Below are 10,053 nucleotides of genomic sequence, written 5' to 3'. Positions count from 1 at the left end.
GATCAGGCACCTTCAACGAAGGTAGCAATGGCTAAAGTAATTAAAGCTTTTAAACTTAAACCTGACTGTCATTGTACATCAAAATATCTGAATAATCTCATTGAGCAAGATCACCGTCATATTAAAGTAAGAAAGACAAGGTATCAAAGTATCAATACAGCAAAGAATACTTTAAAAGGTATTGAATGTATTTACGCTCTATATAAAAAGAACCGCAGGTCTCTTCAGATCTACGGATTTTCGCCATGCCACGAAATTAGCATCATGCTAGCAAGTTAAGCGAACACTGACATGATAAATTAGTGGTTAGCTATATTTTTTACTTTGCAACAGAACCAATTTTTTTATCTCTTTGACTCAAAGAACATATATTTCTACCTCTACTGCCAAGAGTCGGTTTTAATACAATTTCTTTATACTTTTGTATATAATTTTGTAAATCATCATAAGAAGATACTTCATCAGTTGGAATAATTAAATCTTCAAATCTTTTACTTTCTTGCATCTTATTAAAAATAACAGATTTAGACCCTAAACCTGGTGTTGTAAATATAGCCTTCTTCCTTAAAGCTTTAAATATTTCAGGATATTTTCGTTTATCCATCGGTACATTATCCACTATATCTGGAAATTCTGTACGCTTTTTTACCCATTGTCCATCTTCAAAAAATAAACCATCAATTGTCTCATTTTCAAGATTAACATCATCATAAGTAAATACAAAAAAGTCTATATTATAAAAATTGCTTATATATGTTAGTGTTCTACCAAGCACGCCCTTTTTATGTTTTTCTCGTAATAATCCTACTTTCATAATCAAATTCCTCTCTTATTTAATTTTTATTTCAAATGCTCGATTTTTCCAGTCTGTTTCAATATATTCTTTATCTTTAGCAATAAATTCTACAATTTTTTTAAATTGTTCATCATTCACATAATCTGGACACCAAAAAGTATCCAGATTATTTGCGTAGAATGGCACTAATATAAGCTTAATTTCATCATTTTCAAGAAACTTCAATTTAATTAAGAAACCATATGGTAATGCATGATGTTTATCAAATTCTCCATTACTATTAAAAATCCCATTTCCCATGCTATAAACAATTACTGTGTTGTTATATCTTCTTAATTTTTGAATAGTATGAGGACCGTGCCCAAGTATTAAATCACAGCCACTATGAATCAATTGTTCTGCATTTTCAACTTGATAAGGTAAAATTTGTTTAAAATCAACGCCCCAATGAGGTTGTACAATTATAAAACAATTAGGATCTTCTTGTTTTTTTTTTCGAATTTCTTCATTTATTAAATATAAAGGTGCCACACCTCCATTATTACCTATAGCGTAAAAATCAAATTTGCGATATGCAATTTTACGATACCAATAGCCATTATAAATATATACATTTCTATTGTTTATATTTAAATGTATAGGTGCTAAAGCTTCTTTAGAATTTAGACCTGCACCAAATACTTTTAAATCGTTATTTTTAAAGCCCTCAATGGTCTGTTTTAAATGATTAATCCCGAAATCCATCGCATGATTGTTTCCTAAAGAAACAGCATTTAAATTTAATGATTTTAATGCATTTAATGTTTTTTCTTCATTTGCCCATAATAAAAATGGTTTAGCACCCTCTAAATTTGAAACTGTACCTTCTTCTGTAAATACTGCTTCAAAATTGATAATGTTATATCCATTGGAATCAAAGTGTGTCTTTAATTTCTTCAATGAATGATCATAACCATAACGCATTAATGCATCATCTTGATTGCGTTTTTGTCGACGTTTTGTATAAAATTCTCCAAAGTATGTATCGCCTAAAAAATTAATCTCTTTTTCTCCAATAAATGTTTCAACTTCTAATTTCGGCACTTTTATATTGAATTGTATTTCGTCCATTGCTTCTTTCAATAAGAAATCTCTATGAAACGCGTTATCTGCATCCATTATTGCCAATAAAACTCTCTCATTTTTAATATTAGTTAAGACAATCCCACTATTATCACGAGACCCAAATAAGTAGTTGCATACAACACGATCATCAGTATCTATGAAACTTGGATTTTCATAAACAGTCCCACAATAATCAACTAATGAATTATTATATAATTTAAAATCTTTTTCAAATTGTCCAAACATTTCTTTTCCAATCTTCAAAAGATCTTCAATCGTATAAGACTGACGCTTATTTTTCATCTTTCTACCACTAATATTTATAGCAACCTGCTTTTCTAAACCGTACTCATCTCGCTTCATTTTCACTTTAATAGAAGGATTATTTCTAGTAGGATCTAGATATTCTGCGATAGCTAAAACAGCTGCATTACAATTAAGGTTAATTACTAATTGTAATAACTTATATATCGTAACTTCTTTCCCTTTTTCCAAAAATACTTTATCTTTTATAGAAATTTTAGAAATATATTCACTAATTTTCACACTTGCTTGTAGCTTAATCTTTTTATATTTCAGTAAATCTAAGACATAATTTAAAAATAAAGCATTACCCAATCCATAATCATTTTTGTCTTTATCGCCTTTTTCATATAGTACTTTTTTGTCATTTAGACGAATAGCCAAGACTTTATAATTATTCATAAACTTTACTCCTTCATAAATAAATTAATAGAAATAATCTATAATCACTTTTTGAACTTACTAATTAGACCTTTAATATATTAATTTTATTTTAGAAAACTAAGATTTTCAAATATTGTTTTATAATATGTTAAATTTTATATATTAAAAATCATAATATCCTCGGCCATTCGAAACTAGATTTTTCTGAGTACTCTATTCTTCTGAAAAATGTCGATAATATACTAATTCTAACTTTTGAGTGTCCTTCATGAATAAAAACTTCTTTATTTAATCTCATATTATCCAGTTTATAAAACTCAATAAAATCCTCACAATTAACTATTTTAATATTTTGCTTAGTATCATAATATACAAGCATTAACGTATTAATCAGCGCTTCAAGAAATACCATTTTTAAATCATTTGCTTAATTCTGTCTAGTCAAATCAGCATTTAAACTAAATGACTTCCCAATATTATCTGTTAATTTTATCATCACTTTTTTTAAAACTATATACATTTAAATTTTTATTGCCTATCTTTCGAATTTCTATCTTTTCGGTATGCTCCTAATTCTATCATTAGATCCAGTTGGTTCATAGTCGCATATCTTTCATCATTAGTATTCCTTAATAAAAGTTTTCTATATCCTTCTATAGATTCTTGATTTAAATCAGACATATCATAATTATCTAATTGTTCTGTATCTATTTCATCAATTTATAATTCACTATTATAAGTAATATACTATAAATTTAATTTGATTATAAATAGACCAAGCAATTAAAATTTGAAGTCCAAATAATAAATAATATCTTCTACTTAACGATCAATATTGCATGAGATTTTCAATTAATTATTTATTAATAATAGAGTATGTATGTTGTTTTTCACTTCATTAACTAACTTTACCTTTCAAAATATTTATTATGATTTATCCAAAATTACTCTACAAGGCCTTACAATTTATAAAATATAACGGCAATTCTCAAAAGCCTCATACGTTCTGATACGGTCTGAATCCCTTTACAAAAAGCCGAAAAATCGCATCACCGATGATAGCTCTCAAGCAAACATAAGTACTCTTTTTAAAAACCTCATACAGTATGATACGTTCAAAATCCCTTTACTAAGCGGCTGAAAAAACCGCATCACTTATGATATGCTTCGCCTCGCATGATCTTAAATGCTCTATATACTTGTTCTATTAAGACGACGCGCATCATTTGATGTGGAAAAGTCATTTTGCTGAATGAAAGTGCGTAGTTGCTGCGTTTTAAGACGTCTTCATGCAATCCATTTGATCCGCCAATGACAAAGACGAAATCACTTTGTCCTTGTGTCATGCGTCGTTGCATTTCCTCAGCCAATCCTTCTGAGGACAACATTTTTCCTTGAATTTCTAAAGTAATGACTGTTGCTTGAGGTTTGATTTTAGCTAGTATTCGTTGTCCTTCTTTTTCTTTCACTTGTTCAATTTCTTTATCGCTCATGTTTTCAGGTGCTTTTTCATCGGGTACTTCAATAATTTCAATTTTGGAATAAGCACCTAGTCTTTTTTCATATTCTGATATAGCTTGTTTCCAATATTTTTCTTTTAATTTACCCACAGCTAAGATTGTTATCTTCATAAAATCCTCCATAGATGTTAATAGTTATCCTACTTATCCACAAGTTATCAACTTGTTAACAGAATTCCCTCTAATTATAACAGTAATGTATACGAATTAAGCTATATTTTTAAAAAATATCCCTATTTTATGTGACTATCCTTGTATATATGTGGATAAGTCTGTGAATAATGTGAGTATTTCTGTGTGTATTATACACAAAAGTGGATAACTTCATTCAATTTTGGGGATAACTTTATGTAAGTCTTAAATATTTATTCACAGATTTAGGTTAAATCTTGTTATTATAAGGTTACTTTTGAATAATCATGTATAGTCCAAATTATTAGATAATTAACTCAATAAATAAAAAACAACCTACTTACAAATACTAATTTTGTAAGTAGGTCGTTCGTCTAAATAATTACAATGTATATATCGGTGTAGCTTGTGCTTTATCTGTATCACATAATAGCACTTCTTTTTCAGTATCTATATCGTGTTCATTTAGAACCTGACTAACGCTCATACGTGCTAAATCTTTCATGTTGTTATCTTGTGATAAATGTGAAAGATAAATGCGCTTCGTGTTACCTGTAATGACATCAGTCATCGCTAGTCCTGCATCTTCATTAGACACATGTCCCATATCGCTTAAAATACGTTGCTTCGTCTTCCAAGGATAACGACACATGCGTAACATATCCACATCATGATTACTCTCAAACATAAAGGCATCACTGCCTTGAATCATACCTTTCATTCTATCTGACACATAGCCTGTATCTGTAATCATCGTAAATTTCTTATAGTTATTGTGGAAAATATAAAACTGTGGATCAATTGCATCATGAGATACATTAAATGATTCAATATCAAAACCTGCAATAGATTTTGTTTCATAAGGATTGAATATGAATTTTTGATCCATTGGAATTTTACTATCTTTCTTCTCAATTGCTTTCCAAGTGTTCTCATTCGCATAAATCGGCAAACCATACTTACGCGCAAGCACACCTAATCCTTTAATATGATCACTATGTTCATGAGTAACTAGAATGCCGTTTAAATCTTTTATATTTCTATCAATTTGGCTAAATAAATCTTCCATTTTCTTGCCAGTGAGTCCAACATCTACTAATAGACTGCCCTTATCACTTTCAACATAAGTGGCATTCCCCGTACTACCACTCGCCAATACACTCATTTGTATCAAGCGACTCATCCTTTCTACTTCCGACAACTTACTCTATATTTTAGAGTGCCTTCAGTCTAATTCCTTATATTTTGCACTCTATAATTAAAAAAATGAAGTTTCGAACAATCCACATCATTCGAAACAATCCAGTCCTATAAAATACCTTTATATTATACTATACCAATACAAAAATTAAAGTTCCAATTCCATGTTTATGTACAACACTAACATAGATAAATAAAATAAGTGCATGAGACACTAGTAGACTCACACACTTATTATACTTCCCACACTCTAAACCACTCCTTCTCTTAAATAAGAGAAGAGGAAGGAGAAGCTTATTTATTTATTAATTATTGAAACAGTGTATTAAATTTTATTGAAGAAGTCTGAAGATTATTACGTAGCGATGTTGCCCAACACTATAAATAACATGTTATTTGTAGATTTAAGAGCTTATACATTTAAGTAAGTAGCACTGATGAGTGAAAACGAATGACGTTGCGCGACTCTTATGTTGATTATTAATGTACATATGTGCGTTAGCGCTTATGTAAGAAATTCTAAAAATGAACTACGAATGACGTTGTGTGACGCCTGAGGGAGTAGGATGAGTGTCGAGACCGAGGCCTCGACCCAGCCCCCTAGACAAGCATCACAACAGAATGAGTAAATATTCATCTAAGAATTTCTTTACAACCCTGCTCCCTAATTATCAATCACTTTCGGATTTGATGATGTCGCTTCAACATAATAAGTTTTCACGTCTTCTTTACCTTTATGCTTCACTTTAATTTCCCAGTTCGCCTGCAATAATTGAACATTCGTTTCTCTCACAACCGAGTAATATCCCAGTCTTGCGTCCATCACTTCATCGCCTGATTTCAAGTAACGATTAAAGTATAACGTTTCTACTGCTTTACGCGGTGTAATCACTTGCTTCTTAGGATTATTATCACTCTTCGCAGGTTCAATATTATTCATTACCGATTGTTCATAACTTGTCGCTTTACCATCATTGATATTAAAGCGTAGACGCGCTTTATTATTGTTCACCAACGGATAACCTTCATAAGCCTGTTCATATGTCACAGTATCAGATGTAACATCACCAAGTTGATACATCTTACCATTGTAAACATTACTCATGATGTAATCTTTTAAATCACTTAAATTACTATCACTCACATTAACCGTACTATCAATCTCACCTGTTAACGTATTACCAGAATCTTCCGCTTCTAATGACGACTTACCCTTCGCATAACTTTCGAAGTCTTTAGACTTAGCAGTAATCATCTGCATCTTCGTCCCACTTACATCTTTATTTAAAATATCCTTCGAAATTTTAATTTCTTCTTGCTGGAATTTAACCTCATTATCACTTTCAGATTCGTTAATTTGAGACTTCGTCACCTTATTCACGTAAATCAATACGAGTAGGATATTAACTAGAATAAACACGAAAATAAACAATGTCTTCGTTCGTTTCCAATTCATTTATTCAAGCCTCCCATCCTCATAAGTGTACCAATCGCCGTCGTATTGAACATACCATGTTGGCACAAACTCACTATTACGTTGCACTTCTATATCATCTTTATCAGGTTGATCATCTTCTTTATAACCAATGACCATATTCGTTACCTTTTCAAAATCAATCGTATGATTATTTGCGAGTGAAGATCGAACACTTTCAACACTATCAAGTGACTTCGTTTTACCTTCTAAAGGTACACTAGAACGCAATAGCGCACGTTTGTAGTCATAAATGCCTTTATCTCCCCAAGTGACCTCTATATCATTTAATTGCTGATCATTGAATGTTGGGTGCCCATTGAGGAAGAGTTGGTACGTTAATTCACCCGATGAATTATCTGTATTAAAAAGACGGAAGTCATCATTGAAGAATCCACCATGTCCATTTATATATTCAAATGTACTTGGAATCGTTGAATCCATATCACTTGAGCTAGATTCATCTTCAGATAAATTTTTATAATGATATTTCTTACTTTCATCATTATAGTTCGCTACGCCAGTGTTATTATTGTACGTTGTTGAACCACTCTTACCGCTTCGAATAATCACTGAGTCTTCAAATAGAATAGCATTCATCGTTTCGACTGGAATCGTATCATAAACCATACGGTAAGAACGCATGTCTTTCGGACGATTTGGCGCAAATATATGCGTTGATTTATCAATCGTATCTTTATTTGTGATTACCTCTGAATATTTCTGCATTTCTTTATTCAAATGATCCATCACTTTAATAAAATGATTAGCTTTCGTAGTCAATGTTACTTTCATTACTTCATGACGATCTTCACTAATCGCATACAACTCTAAATTCTCTTTAGGATTTTGACTTACGATAATACGATTAAATTTGAAGTTTTTAGGTACCTTCGCTGATGAATTCAATACTTGACCTAAATATGTCGTTAGTGGCATATCATAAGTAAAATCTAGCACAGTAAAGTGGTCATTTAACATGGGAATATTTAAATTATAATCTCGATGAATATGTTCCACTTTACTGACTTCATGATTCTTCAATGTACCTGTTACTTGAGACAATTGAGCACGAGATGGTGCCAGCCCTTTAACCTTATCGCCTTTAACTTCTACAATTTGATACGGAGATATCACATTCTCAATATTGGCAGACATGGGCTTACCAATCGTCTTAGCATTGCTTTTTTTACTATCTGTGCTATCAATATTATTTAAATCTGGTGAAAAATTCCACACCATAAATGTAAGCACAACACTCATCATAACTAATAGGAAAAGAATAATGGATTTAATATGCTCTTTACTCTTCATCCCAATCACCGTCGTCTATAACTTCACATGGAAGTGTAATAAATATCGATGTGCCTTGTCCTTCAACGCTATTCGCCCAAATTCTTCCATTATGCGCTTCTACAATCTCTTTCGAAATGGCAAGTCCTAAACCTGTACCACCCATTTTACGTGTACGTGCTTTATCTACACGATAGAAACGATCAAAGATTTTATCCACTTTGTTAATTGGGATACCTATACCATTGTCTTTAATACGAATCGTCATACGATTGTATAAAGCGTTTTGTTTCACGTGGAACTCGACGCGTTTTTCACCACGAGAATATTTCATCGCGTTAGTAATAACGTTATCAAACACTTGTGTCATCTTATCTGGATCAATTTCAGTAAAGATGGTTTCAGAAGGAATTTCACGTACAAACGTCGTGTCTTTCGCGGCCATTTCATGACGATTAATAATCTTATTAATGAACATGTTGAAGTCGACAATTTCCTTCGTAATTTGTTCAGATTCGTTATCCATTTTCGATAATTGTAGTAGATCATTAACAAGACGAATCATTCGCTCTGTCTCTTCACGTGTTACCGATAAGAAAGATGGTGCTAAATTATCATCTTTCCAAGCACCTTCTTCAAGTGCCTCTATGTAACTGTTCATCGATGTTAAAGGCGTACGTAATTCGTGAGATACGTTCGCAACGAATTCACGACGTTCACGTTCAACTTGTTGTTGTTCTGTAACGTCATGTAATACGGCGATGTAACCTGTCACAAATCCAGTTTCTTGAACAATCGTACTGAAATTCACACGTGCGATGATGCCTTCATCTTCATTCATATCTAATAAGAAGCTATCGTTATTCTCTTGAATTTCATCCAATGAGAATTCGTCTTCTAAATTCAATACACTTAGCATGTAATAACCGATTAAGTCTTCCTTAGACATACCTAACATTTTTATCGCCATATCATTGACGATACGCACTCGACCACGTCGATCTGTTGCGATAATACCGTCACTCATATGCGTGATAACTGAGTCTAAACGACGTTTCTCACTCTCAGTATTCGCTTGTGCCTCTTGAACTCGCTTAGACAAGTTGTTGAAGGCTAAAGCTAATTCACCGATTTCGTCATTACCATATATCTTAACGCGTTGCGTATAATTACCTTTAGACATCTCTACCGTCTGATTACGCATGTCAGTAATCGGCCTTGTAATCGTCCTCGCGATAAAGAAACCAAGTATAACGGTAATGAAGAGGGAAATCGCAGTACCGATAATGAATATTTGGTTAATATTATTCAACTGATTATATACATCATTAATATTCGATTCTATGTAAATATTACCAATCGTCTCGTTGCCATTCTTTACGGGTAAGTTGTAAATCCAAATTCGCTCTTTACCGCTACCATAGTCTTTTAAAACATTGTGACTATTTGATTCACCTAGCGATAAGGCTTTTTGAACGGAGTTATCGTTAACCTTTTGATTAATCATATTATGTGATGATATCTTCGCTGTAGCCATGATAATTTGATCTTTATCAATAAAACGAATTTCTTCAATTTCTTGACGGTTGGCATACTCATTTAATAAACTTTGAACTTCTTTTTGAGCGTTAGAGGGATCATCTCTGTATATACGCTCAATGTTAACTTCAAGCTGTGTCGCATACTGTTTAATATTCTTCATGAAGTTATTTGTCAGTTCTTTTTCTAAACTATTAGTGAAATACAGACCGATGATCTGCATTCCGATAATAATCAATAACACATAAACAATAACAAGCTTGGTGTGAAGGGATTGTAACTGTTTCAGCCACTTCATAGTCGCAAGC

General features: G+C 32.0%; 7 protein-coding genes and 1 pseudogene. 1 reads left to right on the top strand and 7 read right to left on the bottom strand.

Features of this window, described 5'->3' with window-relative positions:
* Positions 1-279, top strand: a pseudogene (locus BDW31_RS09075) (IS6-like element IS257 family transposase); the annotation flags it as partial.
* 40 nt (positions 280-319) lie between these two features.
* Here BDW31_RS09075 and BDW31_RS09070 read toward each other — a convergent pair.
* The 7 genes from BDW31_RS09070 to walK all read right to left on the bottom strand — a co-directional run bounded on the left by BDW31_RS09070 (position 320) and on the right by walK (position 10,043).
* A complete protein-coding gene (locus tag BDW31_RS09070) occupies positions 320-814 on the bottom strand; it encodes a YheC/YheD family protein (protein ID WP_110709569.1) in 495 nt (164 codons plus the stop codon).
* A 15-nt stretch (positions 815-829) separates the two neighbouring features.
* Complete coding sequence (locus BDW31_RS09065; RefSeq protein ID WP_053024886.1) at positions 830-2,605, bottom strand: CapA family protein; 1,776 nt, start codon at positions 2,603-2,605, stop codon at positions 830-832.
* 1,133 nt (positions 2,606-3,738) lie between these two features.
* Positions 3,739-4,218, bottom strand: coding sequence for a 23S rRNA (pseudouridine(1915)-N(3))-methyltransferase RlmH (rlmH, locus tag BDW31_RS09055; RefSeq protein WP_049394838.1), 480 nt, complete (start codon positions 4,216-4,218; stop codon positions 3,739-3,741).
* 403 nt (positions 4,219-4,621) lie between these two features.
* Entirely contained in the window at positions 4,622-5,422 is an 801-nt protein-coding gene (locus BDW31_RS09050; RefSeq protein WP_049394837.1) for an MBL fold metallo-hydrolase, read from the bottom strand.
* A gap of 681 nt (positions 5,423-6,103) precedes the next feature.
* The gene (locus tag BDW31_RS09045) at positions 6,104-6,895 is read right to left on the bottom strand and encodes a two-component system regulatory protein YycI (RefSeq protein WP_049394836.1); all 792 of its coding nucleotides are present in this window, start codon (positions 6,893-6,895) and stop codon (positions 6,104-6,106) included.
* Positions 6,896-8,227 (bottom strand): YycH family regulatory protein, encoded by a 1,332-nt coding sequence (locus BDW31_RS09040; protein WP_053024885.1) that lies wholly within the window; start codon positions 8,225-8,227, stop codon positions 6,896-6,898.
* On the bottom strand, positions 8,217-10,043 hold the full coding sequence (gene walK, locus BDW31_RS09035) for a cell wall metabolism sensor histidine kinase WalK (protein WP_053024884.1): 1,827 nt from the start codon (positions 10,041-10,043) through the stop codon (positions 8,217-8,219). The genes BDW31_RS09040 and walK overlap by 11 nt, the downstream gene beginning before the upstream one ends.
* Positions 10,044-10,053: the final 10 nt, after the last annotated feature.

Source organism: Staphylococcus sp. AtHG25 (genome assembly GCF_003217445.1).
In the GTDB taxonomy this organism is placed as follows: Bacteria; Bacillota; Bacilli; order Staphylococcales; family Staphylococcaceae; genus Staphylococcus; species Staphylococcus haemolyticus.
This window is presented reverse-complemented; position numbering and strand designations above follow the sequence as displayed.

What these genes read in the sequence shown, in the direction of transcription:
- BDW31_RS09070 (WP_110709569.1), bottom strand. Translation starts at nt 814, where the DNA reads ATGAAAGTAGGATTATTACGAGAAAAACATAAAAAGGGCGTGCTTGGT.
- BDW31_RS09065 (WP_053024886.1), bottom strand. Translation starts at nt 2,605, where the DNA reads ATGAATAATTATAAAGTCTTGGCTATTCGTCTAAATGACAAAAAAGTA.
- rlmH (WP_049394838.1), bottom strand. Translation starts at nt 4,218, where the DNA reads ATGAAGATAACAATCTTAGCTGTGGGTAAATTAAAAGAAAAATATTGG.
- BDW31_RS09050 (WP_049394837.1), bottom strand. Translation starts at nt 5,422, where the DNA reads ATGAGTCGCTTGATACAAATGAGTGTATTGGCGAGTGGTAGTACGGGG.
- BDW31_RS09045 (WP_049394836.1), bottom strand. Translation starts at nt 6,895, where the DNA reads ATGAATTGGAAACGAACGAAGACATTGTTTATTTTCGTGTTTATTCTA.
- BDW31_RS09040 (WP_053024885.1), bottom strand. Translation starts at nt 8,227, where the DNA reads ATGAAGAGTAAAGAGCATATTAAATCCATTATTCTTTTCCTATTAGTT.
- walK (WP_053024884.1), bottom strand. Translation starts at nt 10,043, where the DNA reads ATGAAGTGGCTGAAACAGTTACAATCCCTTCACACCAAGCTTGTTATT.